This window comes from Streptomyces coeruleorubidus (assembly GCF_008705135.1).
Lineage (GTDB): Bacteria > Actinomycetota > Actinomycetes > Streptomycetales > Streptomycetaceae > Streptomyces > Streptomyces coeruleofuscus.
The window spans coordinates 78,835-94,971 of the sequence record NZ_CP023694.1; the positions used below are offsets into that span (position 1 = coordinate 78,835).

The following is a 16,137-nucleotide window of genomic DNA, read 5'->3' on the forward strand; positions in this document are numbered from 1 at the left end:
GCGAGCTGTACCTCACGCTCACGGAGCAACGGAGCGTGCTGGACAGCCCGTCGGGGCTACCGTCGGTGTGAGCGCGTCACCGGTCAGCGGAGGGACGAAGAGGGGGAAAGGTTCTGCTCGGTGGCCCAGGAGGCGAGGCTGCGCAGCCGCTCGTGGGTGGGAGAGCCGGGGGCGGCGGTCCAGACGGTCAGGTGCTGGTCGGGGTCGGTGTTCGCGGTGAGAGTCGTCGCGGCGCAGTCCTTCGACCCGGCGGGGCCTGCTGGTCGGCGGAAGTCCGACCGTGCGCGGGCTCGGCTTTGAGCGGCGTTTCTTGACGAATTCTCCGAGTTCATTCAGGGTGACATCGCTGATCATGCTTCCCGGCATTGCATCGATCGCACCCGGGGAAGGGGGGAGATTTTCCTCCCTGGATGTTCCTCTCCCTGGATAGATTCGTCCGCTTTTCGCGCCCGCCCTCGCGTGTGAGGCTCGTTTTCGAGCAGCCGTCCCGGATTCCAGGTTGCCGTTCCAGACCCTCGTACCGAAGGAAAGCACCCCATCATGCGCGGAGCAGTCATTCACGCCCCCGGCGACGTGCGCTTCGAGACCCTGGACGACCCGAAGATCAGCCGGCCGACCGACGCGATCATCCGCACGGTCGCCACCTGCGTGTGCGGCTCGGACCTGTGGCCCTCGCGCAGCTGATCGTGCCGGGCGCCATCCGGCCCGACGCCGAACACAGCAGCCCCGACGCCCTGGCCCGGCGCTTGTACGACATCCACGTCGAGCGTTACGGCTTCCGTCACTACTCCGAGCCCTTGCCCGACTGAATCCCTGGACGCCCCGTGATGCCGACCGCCCGTCCCGCCCTGGCGGCCCGTGGTGCCGTAGCCGCGGCCCTGCTGCTTGCCGTCACCGCCTGCACCGACAACTCGCCTACCGCCGCCTCTTCCGCGTCCTCGGCGTCGTCCTCTTCCGGACGGCAACAGACGCCGACACGCCCTGCATCCACTGCATCGTCCGACAGGAGCACCGCCATGAACATCCAGGTCACCATCGACGGCCAACCGGTCGACGCCAGGCTGAACGACAACGCCGTAGCCCGCGACTTCGCCTCCCTGCTCCCGCTCAGCCTCGATCTGGAGGACTTCCACCAGACGGAGCGGATCGCCTACCCGCCGCGCAAGCTGGACATCTCCGGCGCTCCGGACCCGGCCGCACCCAGGGCCGGCGATCTGGCCTACTACGCACCCTGGGGCAACCTGGCCCTGTTCTACCGCGACGGCGACTCCGCCTCCGCCGACCTGATCATCCTCGGCCACGTCGACGACCGCGACACCGAACGGCTCGCCAACGCCGAACACATCACCATCGAGCCCGCCCCCTGACCCCGCCGGCAGCCACCGCAAGCATCCGGCCGGCGCCCCAGGGGAAACCTCCTCCCTCTTCGTCCCTCTTCCGCTTGGAACCGTGAAAGAGGTGACTGCCGTCCGCTCCGGCGGCCTTCCCCGTTGCCCACCCTGGCCTGCCCGTATTCCGCTTCCTGCCTTCCGTTCAAGGAGAGACCACACGTATGCCTTCCACATCCGGGACCACCCCCGGCAAGCTCCCCTTCGTCGTCTGGGTGCTCGCCGCAGGTACGTTCCTGATGGGCACCACTGAGTTCGTCATCGCCGGACTGCTGCCCGAGCTGTCCACCGGCCTCGGTGTGAGCACCTCCCGGGCCGGGCTGCTGATCACCGCCTTCGCCGTCGGCATGATCATCGGGGCGCCGACGATGGCGATGGCCACCCTGCGCCTGCCCCAGCGTCAGACGCTGATCCTGGCCCTGTCCGTGTTCAGCCTCGGTCATTTGGTGGCGGCCCTCAGCACCTCCTTCACCGTCGTCCTCGCCGCCCGCGTCGTCACCGCGCTGGCCACCGGAGCGTTCTGGTCCGTCGGTTTCGTCGTCGCCACCGCCGCCTCGGGCCCACAGAGGGCCACCCGCGCGACCGGCGTCATGATCGGTGGGCTGACCCTGGCCAACGTCGTCGGCGTGCCCATCGGCTCCTTCGCCGGACAGTTCGTCGGCTGGCGCGGCCCGTTCTGGGCCCTGGCCGCCCTCTCCGCGCTCGCCGCCGTCTTCGTCGGCCGCTTCATCCCCACCCGGGAACAACGCGCGACCGTCTCGCCGCGCGCCGAGTTCGGCGCCCTGCGCCAGGGCCGGCTGTGGCTGGCGCTGAGCGCCGCCGTGTTCATCATGGGCGGGGTGCTGGCGACCTACAGCTACGTCACACCGCTGCTGACCGACCGCGCCGGCATCCCGGCGGGCGCCGTGCCGTTCGTCCTCATCGCGTTCGGTGTCGGCGCCCTGGGCGGGACCGCCACCGGTGGCCGTCTGGGTGAGCGCCGTCCGATGGGCACCACCATCACCGCCGCCGCGGCCACCGCCCTGGTCCTGTTCCTGATGATCCCGCTGTCCACCAACGCGGTCACGGCCACTGTCCTGGTCTTCTTCATGGGTCTGACCGGTTTCGCGGTGAACCCGGTCGTCACGGCGCTCGCCATGCGGTTCGCCGGCGACGCTCCGACTCTCACGTCCGCGCTGACCACCTCCGCCTTCAACGTCGGTGTGGCCGGCGGATCCTTCATCGCGGGTGCGGCCCTGGACTCTTCCCTCGGCGTGACCGGTCCGCCCTTGGTCGGCACGGTCATCGCCACCCTCACCTTGCTCCCGCTCATCGCCCTCGCCGTCCGTGACGCCTCCGGCAAGAGCCGCATCGTGGCTCAGCGCACCGCTCCGGTCCACGCGCCGAGTGACCAACCCGCACGGACGCCGTCGCATCACTGAGTCCGGCCGGCGTCCGCCACGAGCCGACGCCGTGTCCTCGCCGTACCGAACGAGAGGATCCAACATGAGCGTCAACGACGATGCCTTCACCGGCAAGGCGTCCTTCGTGACCGGAGCCGCATCCGGCATCGGCCGTGCCACGGCCCTCGCCTTCGCCCGCGCGGGCGCCCGCGTCGCACTCGCCGATCCGTCCGCAGAAGGGCCCAAGGAGACCGCACGGCTCATCCGGGAAGAGGGCGGCCAGGCCCTGGCACTGGCGTGTGACGTCACCGACGAGGCGGCAGTGAAGGCAGTCCTGGACGAGACCGTACGGGCATTCGGCCGCCTCGATGCCGCCTTCAACAGCGCCGGGATCGAGCAACCGGTCAAACCCGCCGTCGATGTCACCAAGGACGAAGGGGACCGCGTCCTCGACGTCAGTCTCACCGGCGCGTTCCTCTGTATGAAGCACCAGATCCGCCTGATGCGACAGCAGCAGTCCGGCGCCATCGTCAACGCCTCCTCGGGCGCAGGCGTCAAGGGCCTCAAAGGCCAGGCGGCCTACGCCGCGGCCAAGCACGGCGTCATCGGCCTGACCCGGTCGGCCGCCCGCGACTACGCGGCGTCGGGCATCCGCATCAACGCCGTCTGCCCCGGCATCGTCGACACCGCCATGGTCAGCGACATGATCGAAAGGGCGAACTCGACCGCGCCGAGGCCGAAGCCAACCAGCCCATCAACCGCCTCGGAACCGCCGACGAGATCGCCCAGGCCGTCCTGTGGCTGTGCAGGCCCGGGGCCGGCTTTGAAAGGCGCCACGAGGAGCCGCCCCCGACCGGTTCATGGGGCACCTCGCCCTGTGGGAAACCAAGGGCGACGGCGGCACGGAAACCACCTGTGCCGAGCCGGTCACCGACGAGCAGTACAACGACCCGCACACCCGCGAACTGCCGCACGCCACCTCCTGATCCCGACCCTGACACGCTGAGGACGATCTGTGCCATGAAGACCCCCACCGATGCCGCGGCCGAAAGACTCATCCATCTCCGGGCAGCAGGTGTGAGCCTGGTGATCGACTCACGGGGCAGCGGCCTGCCCGCGGTGCTCCACTGGGGCGCCGATCTCGGCGACCTCACCCAGGAAGCCCTGTCGCAGTTGGCCGGGGCCATCACCATGCCGAACATGCCGGGGTTCGACGACGCCGTGCCGCGGGTCGCGTTGCTGCCCGAGCACGGCGCCGGATGGCCCGGGCAGCCGGCATTGACCGGGCACCGCCAAGGCGCTGACTGGTCACCCCTGTTTGCCCTCGACTCGGTGCAGGCCGAGGGCCCTTCGGTGCGCATCCGGGCCACCGACCGCAACGCCCGCCTCGGTCTCGTCCTGGAGGCCGGACTCACCCCCTCCGGGCTGGTGCGGATGCGGGCCGCCGTCCGCAACGACGACACGGTAAGGCCGTACAACCTCGACGGGTTGATGCTCGCGCTGCCGGTACCCGATGCTGCCACCGAGCTGCTCGACCTCACCGGCCGCTGGTGCCGTGAACGCGCCCCGCAGCGCCATCCGTTCAACGCCGGCACCTGGTTGCGTGAGACCCGCAGCGGGCGCACCGGCCACGACGCCACCCTGGTCCTAGCGGCCGGCACGCCGGGCTTCGGCTTCGGCGGCGGTGAGGTGTGGGGCCTGCACATCGCCTGGAGCGGCAACCACCGAATCCTGGCCGAGCGGCTTCCCACCGGTCGCCCGGTCGTCGCCGCCGGTGAACTGCTGCTTCCGGGCGAGGTGATCCTCGGCCCCGGCGAGCAGTACACCGGTCCGTGGCTCTACGGCTCCCACAGCGACCAGGGCCTGGACGGTCTGTCCGCCCGCTTCCACGACCACCTGCGCGCGCGTCCCGGACATCCGCATCGTCCCCGCCCGGTGGTGCTCAACACCTGGGAGGCCGTCTACTTCGACCACGACCTCGACAAGCTCACCCACCTCGCCGACCTCGGCGCGGAGGTCGGCGTGGAACGCTTCGTCCTGGACGACGGCTGGTTCCGCCACCGCCGCGACGACCGGGCGGGGCTCGGCGACTGGTACGTCGACCAGACCGTCTGGCCCCGCGGTCTCCACCCCCTCATCGACCACGTCCGCGCGCTCGGGATGGAGTTCGGCCTGTGGGTCGAACCGGAAATGGTCAACCTCGACTCCGACCTGGCCCGCGCCCACCCCGAGTGGATCCTGGCCACCGGCGGCCGCACCCCCGCCGACCGCCGCTTCCAGCAGGTCCTGGACCTCACCCACCCCGAGGCGTACACGTACATCCTTGAGCGACTCGACGCCCTGCTCACCGAGTACGACATCGCCTACCTCAAGTGGGACCACAACCGCGAACTGGTCGATGCCGGCCACTCACCGGGCGGCGAACCCGCCGTCCACGCCCAGACCCTCGCCGTCTACGCCCTGCTCGACGAACTGCGCGCACGCCACCCGGACCTGGAGATCGAATCATGCTCCAGCGGCGGCGGACGGGTCGACCTCGCCATCCTGGAGCGCACCGACCGCGTCTGGGCCAGCGACTGCAACGACGCCACGGAACGCCAGTCCATCAACCGCTGGACCGGTCTGCTCCTGCCGCCCGAACTCGTCGGCTCCCACATCGGCGCCGCCCGCTCCCACACCACCGGCCGCACCCACGGCCTCGCCTTCCGGGCCGGCACCGCGCTCTTCGGCCACCTCGGCGTCGAATGGGACCTCACCCGCGCGAGCGAGACCGAACGCGCCGAACTCGCCCGCTGGGTCACCCTCCACAAACAACTCCGCGGCCTGCTGCACACCGGCCGTGTAGTCCGACTCGACCATCCCGACCCGGCCCTGTGGGCGCACGGCGTCATCTCCCACGACCGGACAGAAGCCGTGTTCGCGTTGACCGCCGTGGCCACGTCCGTCTCCGCCCATCCCGGCACGCTACGACTGCCCTACCTCGACCCGAACACCACCTACCACCTGCGCCCGCTGCCCCCGGCCGACCACGCCCCGGGCATGGAACGCGGAACCCCGGCATGGTGCACCAAGGACGGCATCACCCTGCCCGGCAACGTCCTGGAACGCGTCGGCATCCAGATCCCCACCCTGCACCCCGAACAACTCATCCTGCTCCACCTCGCGCGCCGCTGAGCCTCCACCATCTGGCTCGAAGCCGGCTGACTGCCCGCCGCCGCCGAGCATGTCCATCGGAAGCGCGCCCAGTGGCCGAGGTGCCATTCAAATCGCACCAGAGGAAGCTCCGTCTCGGACCAGGATTCGCAGGGCCAGGGCTCGTGGGGTCCAGCGGGCTGTCGGCGGTGGCGGAACCACCTCTGCCCGTAGCGCACCCATCGAGCCATCCTCATTTGCGCGCGCCGTGTCGAACCCCCAGTTCACAGGGGTTTCCCGATTCTTGCTCCAGCAGGAAACCGGTAACCCCTTCCGCCTTTGGAGCAGCCGGCCGAATCATCTGTCGCGGCGGGCATCACGGCCCGCCTCACCACGGATGTGAGGAGACAACGGGATGCGTCACAGCGCCCTTCGCACCACTCTGAGTACAAGTGCGGCAACACTGGCACTGCTCGTCGTAGGCGGCGGCAGCGCCATGGCCGGTCAGACGGAAGCGTCGGCACCGCAGGCCACGAACAGCAGCGAGATCAGGGCCGCGGCGCCCAGGGCCCGGGTCTGTCTGGTCATCGACCCGAGCTTCGCCGCCAAGGTGGGGCACGTCGGCTGGATGGTTCAGGACACAGTCCGCAACCGCTGGGCAGGCGGGGCTACCGAAGACCGACGCGGGGCACAGCCCGGGGCGAACCCCAACCACGCAGCGGCCGGCAGCTGGTCCGCCAGCGGCACCTACCGCGCCGTCGTCAACGCGTTCAAGGGCAAGCGGGCCGGCTACGAAAAGATGCGGTGCCGGTACTCCCGACACGGCGACGCGGTGAATGCGGTCAAGGTCTTCAACCTCAGCACCTACCGTGCCTACTCCGTGACGCGCGACAACTGCCTGACCCGGTCGGTGGAAGCCTTCAAGGCGTACTCGTCAGAGTTCAGGTACCTGCCCAGCGGGAAGTCCACCCGCCCCAATGCCTACTACGACAACGCCCTGAGGGGCTGGACGACGGTCCGGCTCTGACACCACCCCCTGCCTCTGGGGTCCGCCCTCCGCGGCGGCCCCCAGATGTCCTTCAGGCGATCGTGCCGGCGGGCTCACGGGGCAACCGCGTCCGGTTGGCTTCGCGGGCGCGAGGCGCCCGCGAATTCGACTCCGCTGCCGGGCGGCTGGTTCGTCGAGTGACTCGCAGTTACCGGGCAGCCACCGCTCTGGGAGCGGTGGCTGCCCGGCCTCCTGCAACGTCCGTCATGCTGAAGACAGCCAGCATGTCGTCATTCCGCTTACCGGCTGGTGAGAAGGACGCTTCTACGCCGACCCATCCCCGGAAGCCTCCGGAGTCGTCAAGGACCTGCAGCATCGGTTTCACATGTGAGTTGCCCCGATAGCAGGCGGAGGGGTCCGTCGGAGCCAGGCACGTGCACCAGTGCCAGTAGGTATCGCGGCGGTCGTGCACGCCGATCCGCGTGAGGTAGTACTGGACGGAGGTGTCCGTCGTCCCCTGCTGGCACCCCTTCCCGCACGGGCCAGACGGCTGCAGGTAGGTCATGCAATACGTGGCCCTGCCTCCGCATACATGGAACGGCCGCGGATGGAACGGGCCCGTCTTCCGCTCGAACTTACCGTGTGCCCAGGAGTCCATCTCCAGATTGATCCGCTGCTTGTGGTCTCGGATCGTTTTCGCCCCCCGGCGCTCGGTGAGCGGAGCGTTGCTGCCGTATCCGTAGCCCGACGTGGCCTTGGTCGAGTACACGAACTCCAGGCGCGTGATTCCCGGCTGCGCCCGCACCTTCCATTTCTCCGACCAAGGCGTAGCCGTGTTCCACTTGATCAACACGGTCGGCACCTGCTCGCCGTCGATCTGCTCCGTGGCCAGGCGGTAAACGCCTGCTCGCCTCTCGGAGGCGGTGTCGTGGAATCCCTCGACGGTCATGACTGGGCACCTGCGTACCCCTGGAGGGGTCGCCTTCTCGCCGGGAGCGCAGTCGGCGCCCGGAGTGGTGCCCGAGGGGACCCGCTTGGCCGGCTTCCGCTGGTTCCAGAAGTAGGTGCGCGCCGAGACCGTACCGGATGCGGCATCGAACCGGTACCAGCCGAGCCGTACCCAGTTCCTGGGGGACGCGCCCTTGAGGTATCCCGTGGAGACGACGAAGTTCGACTTCTGGCCCGGCAGGTCGGCGGGCGCGGCCTCTACCGGCGCCACGGCGGCGAGTGCCAGCACGAGCGGCAGCAACAACGTATGCAGCTTTCTGATCACCTGTCGACCATGCCTGTGCAGGCGCATCAGCGTACCGCGCTGACCTGCGATTCATCACTTTCGGTGATTGGTCTGCCACGTAAGGAGAATTCGCAGTTCCGTGTTGTAGAAGAAGAGACGGAGGCGGGGCGCTCGCCGTACCACAGTCGGCCAGGGGGTGTGCGGTGGAATCCGAGGGCATCGGTGTCCCGCCCGGTGACGTCACGTTCGGTACGGAGTTGCGCCGACTGCGTCAACGGCAGGGCCTGACCCTGGCCGCACTCGCAGAGAGGGTGAAGACGAGCAAGGGATACCTGAGCCGCCTGGAACGCGGGTTGCAGCAGCCGAGCGAGGCTTTCGCGCGGGCATGTGACCAGGCGCTCGGCGCAGGGGGTGCCTTGCTCGCGCTGGCGGTTGGACCGGGCAGTGGCCAGTGCCCTTATCCGGGGCTGACCTCGTTCGGTACGGAGGACGCGCGCTGGTTCTTCGGACGGGAACGTGCAGTCGCCGATCTGCTCGGGCTGCTGGCTGATCCTCGTAGCGCCGGGCACCCGGCGGTGGTGATCGGCCCCTCCGGCATCGGCAAGTCGTCGCTGCTGCGGGCAGGGCTGGCTGCAGCGGTTGCCCGTGGCGCGCTGCCCGAGCGGCAACCGGGTACGCCGACGGTGCTGTACATGACGCCCACTGCACTGCCCCTGGGGGAACTGCGCTCGCAGGAGGAACGGCTGCCACTGGGCTCGTACGCCCTGCTGATCGTCGACCAGTTCGAGGAGCTGTTCGCCCTCTGCCTCGACGAAGCCGAACGCGTCCGGTTTATCGGAGAACTGTGTGCGCGGGCCTCCGACGGACTGCCCGTCGCCATCGGTCTGCGGGCCGACTTCTACGGCCACTGTCTCCCCCATCCGCCGCTTCTCGCCGCGCTGCGGGCTCGCGCGCTGCCTCTTGGCCCGATGCGGCCCGAAGACCTCCGGGAGGCGATCATCGAACCGGCCGCTGCCGCGGGACTCACGTTGGAGCCCGGCCTGATGGAGGTGCTGCTGCGTGATCTCGGGGCCGTCGGCGGCACAGGGACGTGCGAAGCCGGAGCGCTGCCCCTGCTGTCCCACGCCCTGCGTGTGACCTGGCAGCAGCGGGTCGAGGACACCCTCACCGTGGCGGGGTACGAACGGACCGGGGGCGTGCACGGCGCGGTGGCCACGACGGCCGAGCGTGTCTACGGACAACAGCCCCCGAACCAACAGGGCATCGTGCGCAGGATGCTGTTGAACCTGGTGCAGGTCGGGGACGGTACGGACACCACACGCCACAGGGCCGGCCGGGAGGAATTGATCGAGCTGACCGCGGCCGACGTGGCGGGCGCGCAGACCGAGGACGTCCGCGCCGTCGTGGAAGCCTTCACCAGTGCCCGTCTGCTGACGGCCGACGCCGACCATGTAACGATCAGCCACGAGGCCCTGCTGTGGGCGTGGCCGAGACTGTGCGAGTGGATCGACGGCGACCGTGCCCGGCTCAGGCTCCAGCAGCGACTCGCGGAGGCGGCCCGCACCTGGCACGAGGAGGGCAGAGACGCCTCCCTGCTGCTGCGCGGAGCTCGTCTCGCCACGGTGTCGGACTGGCTGGATGAGCAGGCAGGCGCGCACCCCGTGCTGCGTCCGGTGGAGAGTGAGTTCCTGCGAGCCTGCCGGGCGTACGAGGAGACCGAGCGCGCAGCGGAGCGCCGCCGCAACCGCAGACTGCGGCAGCTGGTCGGAGTGCTCGCCGTGTTCCTGGTCATCGCGCTGACGAGCGGGCTGCTCGCAGTCCAGAAATCCGGCGAGGCCGAACGGCACGCCGAGGAGGCCGGGAAACAGGAGCACCGGGCGATGGCCGCACTCCTGTCCAGCGAGGCACGACGGCTAGCCCACGCCCGACCGGAGCTGTCCGCCCTGCTCGCGACGGCAGCGTACGAGCACGAACATACCGCGCAGTCACTTGGGGCCCTGCTCAGCACGCAGGCCCAGGGATTCGTGGGGCGCCTGTCCCATCCCCGGAAACAGGACATGCTGTGGTCGGCCGGCCTCAGCGACGACGGCCGCGTCCTCGCCAGCAGCGACAACAGCGGACGGGCGCTGGTCTGGGACGTCCGCCACCGCAAGCTGCTGCACCTGATCGACGATCTCCCGAAGAAGCTGCGCGCTGTCGCCGTGAGCCCGAACGGCAACCGGGTCGCTGGAATCGACGAAGAGGGCACTCTGCGGCTGTGGGACGTCCGGTCCGGACGACAGCTGGCACGCACAGTCGCCGCGCCCCCCGGTACCCCGGCTCTGGGCGCACTGGAGTTCAGCAGGGACGGCAAGGTCGTGGCCGTGGCCGGGGCTGGAGTTCAGCTACGGCTGGTGGACAGGCTGCAGGAGACCGATTCCCCAGCCTCGACCACGAAGCTGGCCGGGCTGGCCCTTCACCTCGACGGCAAGACCGTGGCCGGCGCCGGTTGGGACGGAAAAATCCATGTGTGGAAGCGATCGGCCGATGGTTTCACCAGCGCCCCACTCAAGCTCGATGCCGGCTCGGAGGACGTGTTCGACGTCGACTTCAGCCCAGACGGCGCGCTGCTGGCCGCCGCGGGCCGGGATGGCACCGTCCGGCTCTGGCGCACGTCCGACTGGCAGCCGGCAGGAGATCTGAAGGGACACAGCGGCGAGGTCTGGCGGCTCGCCTTCCGGGCCGACGGCAAGGTGCTCGCCTCGGCCGGGGAGGACGAGCAGGTCCTCCTGTGGGACGTGCACGCCCGTCGGCGGCTCGTCTCACTGGGCGGCCACACCGCATCCGTCCACTCGGTGTCCTTCTCCCGTGACGGCCTGCTGGCCAGCGGCGGAAGCGACCATACCTCGGTCCTGTGGGACACGACGGGCTGGCTGAGCGACGGCTGCGGGACCGGCGGCCAGCTACCACAGGCAGCGGCCTACGGCTCCAGCGGCCTGGCCGTCGCCCACGGCGACGCCATCACCTTCCGCAGCAACGGCCGGTGCCACACGCTGCACATGGAACCAGGGCCGGTGCGCGGCCTGGCCCGCGAAGGACAGCTCATCGCCGCAGGCGAGGACGCCGGCGCTTTCCGGGTCTGGGACATGGAACGCAGGCCCGGGAAACCGTACGAGCTCGATCCGGCCAAGGACCCCAAGGGCTATCGGTACCAATACGGGGTCGCCGTGAGCCCGGGCGGCACCCTGCTTGCCGCTGGCGGTTACAGCAACACGATCCGGGCATGGGCCATGACCGCTGGCGGTCCCGCCCTCCTGCGGTCCTGGCAGGCGACCGGGACGGTCTGGGCACTCGCCTTCAGTCCCGACCACCGCACGCTCGCCATCGGCGCCGACCGCGTGGTCGAGCTCGCCCGTCTTGACGGCACCGGGGGCGTGCAACGGTTCGCGGCCCTCTCCGCCCCGGTCACCGCGCTCGCATACGGGGACAAGGGCCGGACACTGGCCGTCGGAACCAAGGACGGAACCCTGGAACTCTGGGATGTCCGCACCCACAGACGGACACTCGCTCTGACCACCCACCAAGGCCCAGTGCGGGCCTTGCACTTCGCGCCGGCAGGTGACCGCATCGCCGTTGTCGGAGAACCAGGATCTGCGCGCTGGTGGACACTCAGGGCGGACTGGGCCCAGAGCCGTGCCTGCCAGACCGCCTCGGCACCGGAGCCGCGGGAGTGGCAACGCCTCATCCCCGACGTGAACCGCGCAGAGGTGTTGGAAGCCATCTCTTGCCGAACCTCATAGCCGTCAGCCCCTGACCGACTGCGTCACGGGCGAGGGCGGGTCCGAACTCGAACGATGCCCCGAACATGATCTCGTACGAGGATTCTGGGGTTACGAGCACGGCCTCCGTCCGATGCTGTGCTCGACCAACGTAACGCGTACACGGGAGTTGATCTATCTGTCGCGCAGGAAACTCGACGGTTTCTACCCTGTGCGGATCAATTGAGCACCTGCTGGATCGTGCAGTCGACCAGCATTCGTCCGATGGAGGGTCGACGCTCGGCTGGCTTGAAAGGCCGGCAAGTGGGCGATGAACATCGCCGCCGCCAGGCAGTTCTACGAGCGCGAGGGGCGCCTTCGCATGCCGAGGCAGCATGTCGAGTGGACCGCGGCGGCGACGGAGACGGCGGCGGCGAGGAGGAGCGGGAGCGACGATGCGGCGGACACGCGGTTCGACTCGGCGACCTTCCAAGGCAATGTCCTGTTCGAGCAGGCTGTTTCGACCAGGCGGCCGGCATCGGGCCGCTGGTGCGCGCTGGGCGGGTGATGCTGCCGGGGCAGTGTTCGGCAGCCCGGTGACACTCTTGATCGCCGCGGGCCGGCTGGAGTACCGACGGTCCCGTTGGTGACCGCCGAATGGCACCGACCGCCCCCGGATCCGTGCCGTCAGGAGATGCGGATGTCCGACCAGTTCGTGGTCTTGCCGGCCTGCGACCGGCTGTCGAAACCGCCCTTGCCGTTGCCCCGGTTCAGCCAGGCTCGACCGTCCTTGTCGAGTGAGACCAGGTCAGCCCGGCCGTCGCCGGACAGGTCGAGTCCGCCGACCACGTCCTTGTAGGACGTGCCCCAGTCCTTGAAGACCAGCGACCGCGGCTTGAAGGTGCCGGCGCCGGTCCCGTTGAAGCGCCACAGCTCGTTCGACGCGTCGATGGCCAGCAGGTCGTTCTTGCCGTCGCCGTTGAGGTCGCCCGCGGCGATCAGCCTCTTGTAGCCGCCGAAGCCGGATCCGGCGAGCGCTCGGGCCTTGAAGCCGCCCGCGCCGTTGTTCGCGTACAGGTACAGCTTCCCGGTCGAGGCGGACCGGGTCAGCAGGTCTGCCCTGCCGTCGCCCGTCACGTCGCCGGGCGAGACGACCGCGTTGTACGCGCTCCAGTCCGAGGAGACCTTCACGGAGAACGTCTGCTGGTCGGGCAGCCCGCCGCCGCACATCGTCGGGTGGACGCGGGCCTCGCCCTTCGGGGAGCGGACGAACACGTCGTTGCAGCGGTCGCCGTCGAGGTCGCCGAAGGGCAGTACGAGCGTGCCCGTCGGCCAGCCGCTCGCGCGCTGCCCCGCGGTCAGCTTCGTCGCGTCACCCGCGTACACCTTGAGCCCGGCGCTGCCCCGGCCGAACAGGTCGGCCTTGCCGTCGTCCGTGTAGTCACGCCACTTGGGCAGCGCGCGGCCGGTGGTGGTGGCCTGGTACACGCCGTCCAGGACGGTGCTGTTCGTCTCGCTCCGCAGGTACTCGTCCCACAGCACGACGGGCCGGCCGAGCGCGTCGGCGGCCAACTGCGGCGCCCCGGTGAACTGGGCGCTCTTCGCGCTCAGCCGCCGCGGGGTGGACCAGGTGCCGCCCTTGAAGACGGCGGCCATCGTGTACTCCTCGTACGAGTAGCCCTCCCGCCACGTCATCGTGACCGTGCCGCCCGAGGTGGCGGCCGCGGCGACATGTCGCACCTTCTGGTGGGTGGAGAAGCGCTGCGAGTACGGCAGCCAGCGGCCGGTGGCCGCCGAACGCACCGCGTACCAGGGGGTGGTGGCCCCGCCGGCCACGAAGAGGTCGCCGTTGGGCAGGTAGACGGGCGCCGTCATCCTGTACGTGCTGCCATGGCTGTCGGCGGACTGCGGGGTGCTCCACTGCGTGGCGCCGGCGGGTCGGCGGGAGTTCATGAGGTGCGGGAGGTCGTCGTAGAAGATTTCGAAGCCGCCCTGCGGGTCGGCGAACACCTTCGGGCGCGCGAGATCCTTGTCCGGGACCGGGAAGCCCTGGACCGCGGTCCAGGTGGACACGCCGGGGGCCTTCTCCAGGGCGACGACGGCCTTGCTCGCCTGCCACTGCCACACCAGCAGGGCGGTGCCGTCCTTGGCGACCGCGAGGTCCATGTTGGCGATGTCGCGGCTGCCGGACGGCGGCTGCTCGTTGAGGTCGGCCGGAGCGGTCCACGCGGCCTGCGGGCCGGTCTTCTCGACGGCCCTCACGACACCGGAGACCGACCACACGGCGACCAAGTGGCCGTCGGGGGCCGCCGCCAGGTGGTGGTAGCCCTTCTCGGGGACGGCCGCGACGTATTCGGGCTCGGAGAAGGCGGTCGCGCCGGGCGTGAGGGTGGCGACCTTCAGCCAGTGGTTGCCGTGATCGTCGGCGCGCTTGGCCCGCCAGGCCAGGCGCACCGAGCCGTCGCCGAGCGAGACCAGCTCGGTGTTGTATCCGCCGGCGTCCGGCCAGGTCTGCGGGGTGAGCCAGCGGGTGCTGCCGGCGGGCCGGATCCGGGTGGAACGCCCGTCGTGGGTGAGGGAGACGAGGGCGCCGTCCCCGGCCGACACCAGGGCGCTCAACCCGCCCGAGGCTTCACCTGGGTTGGGGGCCGGGGCGTGGAGGGCGCGGGTGCCCCACGGGCCCGGCGCACGCGTCTCGACAGCGGCCACAGCGGTTCCGGAGGCCGTGGCGGTGGTGGCGGTGGCTGTGGCGGTGCCAGTGGCCGTGGCGGTGGTGTGGGCGGCGGCCGGGTCGGCGGCCGCCAGAGCGAAGACGGGAGTGAGCGCGATGCCGAGCACCGCGCCGGACTGCGAAGTCATGGGAATGCCCCCCCGGGCAGGACGAATCGGTTGGCATGGATTCGCCGAACTGTTCGAACAAGTCAGGCGCAGCGTATATCACCCAAGATCGCCCCGCGTGGGGGAATTCCCTCTGGCGCCACCCCGCAACCGCGGCCGGAATTGGCGTAGACCTTTATCCCGGTCACGGGCTAGGCTCTGCCGCGCACATCACGAGAGCGCTCTCAAGCACTGCTGTTCCACCCCCACCCTGTTGGAACAACGAAGGGTCACTCCCTTGAGACGCACCACAACACTGCGCACCGCACTGTCCGCACTCCTCCTGCTCGGCACCTGGGCGACCGCGAGCGCCCTGCCCGCCTCCGCCGCGGATGCTCCCGCGCGCTCCACCGAGGCACCGGCCTCCCCCGAGCTCCTCTCCGCGATGCAGCGCGACCTGGCGCTGACGCGGAACGAGGCCGAGGCGCGCCTGGCCGCTGAGAAGACCGCGACGGCCGTCGAACGCAAGGCGCGTGGCGCGGCCGGTTCGGCCTACGGCGGCTCCTGGTTCGACGCCGACAGTGGCCGGCTCACCGTGGCCGTCACCCGTGCCGCGCAGGCCGACGCCGTACGCGCGACCGGAGCGGCCGCACGCCTCGTGCGGTACGACGCGCGGCAGCTCGACGCAGCGAAAAACAGCATCGACGCGCTGTCCGCGCCCACTGGAGTCGCCAGTTGGCACGTGGACCCGAAAGCCAACAAGGTCGTCGTCAACATCGTCGCCGCACACCGGGACGACAACGATGTCCGGGCCTTCCTCGCCCGAGCCCGCGAAGCGGGCCCCGTGACGGTGCGCCAGATACCCACCGCACCGCGTACCTTCGCCGCCGGCACCGTGGGCGGTGACCCCTACTACACCGGCAACGTCCGCTGCTCCATCGGCTTCTCCGTGCACGGCGGCTTCGTCACCGCCGGGCACTGCGGCCGGCCGAGTGCGGCCGTGTACGGCTGGGACCGGTCCTACATCGGCAATTTCCAGGGGTCGTCGTTCCCGGGTGACGACTACGCCTGGGTGAACGTGGGCAGCGGCTGGTGGACCGTACCGGTGGTGCTCGGCTGGGGCACGGTTCCCGACCAGCTCGTCCGCGGCTCCGCCGAGGCCCCGGTGGGTGCCTCCGTCTGCCGTTCCGGCTCCACCACTCACTGGCATTGCGGCACCGTGCTGGCGAAGAACGAGACGGTGAACTACAGCCAGGGCGCCGTCCACCAGATGACGAAGACGAGCGTCTGCGCCGAACCCGGCGACTCAGGGGGCTCGTTCATCAGCGGCGACCAGGCTCAAGGCGTCACCTCCGGCGGCTGGGGCAACTGCAGCGGCGGCGGCCAGACCTGGCACCAGCCCGTCAACGAGATCCTCAACCGCTACGGGCTGACACTGCACACGACCTGATCCCTCATC

General features: G+C 70.0%; 9 protein-coding genes and 4 pseudogenes. 10 read left to right on the plus strand and 3 right to left on the minus strand.

The window, feature by feature from the left end:
• Window positions 1–83: 83 nt before the first annotated feature.
• A pseudogene (locus CP976_RS43430) lies at window positions 84–224 on the minus strand (transcriptional regulator); the annotation flags it as partial.
• 316 nt (window positions 225–540) lie between these two features.
• Here CP976_RS43430 and CP976_RS00425 point away from each other — a divergent pair.
• From CP976_RS00425 to CP976_RS00455, 7 genes and pseudogenes are all read left to right on the plus strand, one after another.
• A pseudogene (locus CP976_RS00425) lies at window positions 541–678 on the plus strand (IMP dehydrogenase); the annotation flags it as partial.
• A pseudogene (locus tag CP976_RS00430) lies at window positions 675–809 on the plus strand (SDR family NAD(P)-dependent oxidoreductase); the annotation flags it as partial. The pseudogenes CP976_RS00425 and CP976_RS00430, both read left to right, overlap by 4 nt.
• Before the next feature lie 207 nt (window positions 810–1,016).
• Entirely contained in the window at window positions 1,017–1,367 is a 351-nt protein-coding gene (locus tag CP976_RS00435; protein ID WP_308430095.1) for a cyclophilin-like fold protein, read from the plus strand.
• Window positions 1,368–1,552: 185 nt separating this feature from the next.
• On the plus strand, window positions 1,553–2,809 hold the full coding sequence (locus CP976_RS00440; RefSeq protein WP_150478471.1) for an MFS transporter: 1,257 nt from the start codon (window positions 1,553–1,555) through the stop codon (window positions 2,807–2,809).
• A 64-nt stretch (window positions 2,810–2,873) separates the two neighbouring features.
• Window positions 2,874–3,595, plus strand: a pseudogene (locus tag CP976_RS00445) (SDR family oxidoreductase); the annotation flags it as partial.
• Between the two features lie 195 nt (window positions 3,596–3,790).
• On the plus strand, window positions 3,791–5,944 hold the full coding sequence (locus tag CP976_RS00450; RefSeq protein ID WP_167537523.1) for an alpha-galactosidase: 2,154 nt from the start codon (window positions 3,791–3,793) through the stop codon (window positions 5,942–5,944).
• A gap of 454 nt (window positions 5,945–6,398) precedes the next feature.
• Window positions 6,399–6,929, plus strand: a complete 531-nt coding sequence (locus tag CP976_RS00455; protein WP_150478472.1) for a hypothetical protein — start codon at window positions 6,399–6,401, stop codon at window positions 6,927–6,929.
• 169 nt (window positions 6,930–7,098) lie between these two features.
• Here CP976_RS00455 and CP976_RS00460 read toward each other — a convergent pair whose 3' ends face one another.
• Window positions 7,099–8,163: a hypothetical protein gene (locus tag CP976_RS00460; protein WP_150478473.1), complete on the minus strand. Its 1,065-nt coding sequence runs from the start codon at window positions 8,161–8,163 to the stop codon at window positions 7,099–7,101.
• A 164-nt stretch (window positions 8,164–8,327) separates the two neighbouring features.
• Between CP976_RS00460 and CP976_RS00465 the strand changes: the two genes are divergently transcribed.
• A complete protein-coding gene (locus CP976_RS00465; protein ID WP_150478474.1) occupies window positions 8,328–11,903 on the plus strand; it encodes an nSTAND1 domain-containing NTPase in 3,576 nt (1,191 codons plus the stop codon).
• Between the two features lie 289 nt (window positions 11,904–12,192).
• On the plus strand, window positions 12,193–12,429 hold the full coding sequence (locus tag CP976_RS00470; RefSeq protein WP_150478475.1) for a hypothetical protein: 237 nt from the start codon (window positions 12,193–12,195) through the stop codon (window positions 12,427–12,429).
• Between the two features lie 119 nt (window positions 12,430–12,548).
• On the opposite strand, the gene CP976_RS00475 is transcribed toward CP976_RS00470, so the two are convergent.
• Window positions 12,549–14,720 carry an FG-GAP repeat domain-containing protein gene (locus tag CP976_RS00475; RefSeq protein WP_150478476.1) on the minus strand — a complete coding sequence of 724 codons (2,172 nt, stop codon included), beginning with the start codon at window positions 14,718–14,720 and terminating at the stop codon, window positions 12,549–12,551.
• Between the two features lie 256 nt (window positions 14,721–14,976).
• Between CP976_RS00475 and CP976_RS00480 the strand changes: the two genes are divergently transcribed.
• Complete coding sequence (locus CP976_RS00480; protein ID WP_150478477.1) at window positions 14,977–16,128, plus strand: S1 family peptidase; 1,152 nt, start codon at window positions 14,977–14,979, stop codon at window positions 16,126–16,128.
• Window positions 16,129–16,137 lie beyond the last annotated feature (9 nt).

Coding starts and splice junctions, on each gene's coding strand:
- CP976_RS00435 (WP_308430095.1), top strand. CDS start 1,017: ATGAACATCCAGGTCACCATCGACGGCCAACCGGTCGACGCCAGGCTG.
- CP976_RS00440 (WP_150478471.1), top strand. CDS start 1,553: ATGCCTTCCACATCCGGGACCACCCCCGGCAAGCTCCCCTTCGTCGTC.
- CP976_RS00450 (WP_167537523.1), top strand. CDS start 3,791: ATGAAGACCCCCACCGATGCCGCGGCCGAAAGACTCATCCATCTCCGG.
- CP976_RS00455 (WP_150478472.1), top strand. CDS start 6,399: ATGGCCGGTCAGACGGAAGCGTCGGCACCGCAGGCCACGAACAGCAGC.
- CP976_RS00470 (WP_150478475.1), top strand. CDS start 12,193: ATGAACATCGCCGCCGCCAGGCAGTTCTACGAGCGCGAGGGGCGCCTT.
- CP976_RS00475 (WP_150478476.1), bottom strand. CDS start 14,720: ATGACTTCGCAGTCCGGCGCGGTGCTCGGCATCGCGCTCACTCCCGTC.